This window comes from Aeromonas tecta, from assembly GCF_000820185.1.
Lineage (GTDB): Bacteria > Pseudomonadota > Gammaproteobacteria > Enterobacterales > Aeromonadaceae > Aeromonas > Aeromonas tecta.
Genome location: NZ_CDCA01000049.1, coordinates 1,188 through 2,181 on the forward strand (window position 1 = coordinate 1,188; position 994 = coordinate 2,181).

The 994-nt window shown below is 61.3% G+C and carries 1 protein-coding gene; it reads left to right on the top strand.

The features are described 5' to 3' along the window. Window positions 1–160 precede the first annotated feature (160 nt). Window positions 161–994: ABC transporter ATP-binding protein (locus tag BN1137_RS21235; protein WP_198150695.1), on the top strand; the 834-nt coding region annotated here is incomplete at its 3' end.

Here is a 994-nt window from a genome sequence, read left to right on the forward strand (position 1 = left end):
ATCCCCAACCCTTCTCCCGCCAGGGGAGAAGGGGGTAAAAAGAGTCAGTTCCCTGGGAGCGCTGCGCTGGAGGCAAATCTGTGAATCCAACTATCAAGCGACTTCAGGCGGCCGTAGTGCGCCCTTTATCCGTAACTGAAGCACGATGTGGGGAGAGTCTGTGAATCCAACCATTAAACGGCTGCTGGCTTACTGTGCCCGCTACCCCCGCTGGCTTATCCAGGCGGGTGTCTGCCTGCTGCTGGCCACCGGCGCCGAGGTGGCGGGGCCGCTGCTGATCAAGCTGTTCATCGATGACTATCTGGCGCCGCGCCAGCTGGTGTGGCCCGCCATTGCGGCCATCGGGGCGGGATATCTCGGCCTGCAACTGCTCTCGGCCGCCGGTTTTTACCTGCAATCCTTGCGCTTTAACCGCATCGCCCAGGCGGTGGTGCAGACCCTTCGCGAGCAGGTGTTTGCCACCGCCATCCGCCTGCCGGCCCGCTATTTTGACAAGCACCGCTCGGGCTCGCTCATCTCCCGCATCACCAACGACACCGAGGCGATCATGAACCTCTATGTGCAGGTGATTGGGCTCTTGGTGCAAAAAGTGGTGCTCCTGTGCGGCATCCTGCTCTCCATGGCGCTGCTGGATCTGCGGCTGATGCTGGTGTGCGCCACGCTGCTGCCGGCGGTGGGCGCCGTGATGTGGCTCTACCAGAAATTGAGTGTGCCCGTGGTGCGAGCGACCCGCAGCCTGCTCTCTGACATCAACAGCCGGCTCAACGAATCCCTGCAGGGGATGCCAGTGATCCAGGCCATGGTGCAGGAGCGGCATTTTGCCAACGCCTTTGCCAGCGTCAACCAGCAGCACTGGCATGCACGCCTCAAGAGCCTGAAAATCAACGGTATCTTGCTGCGCCCGCTGATCGACATGTTCTACATGATGGTGCTGATCGGGCTCTTGGCCCTGTTTGCCCACGAAGGCTTAAGCACAAGCGGCGCCATTCAGGTG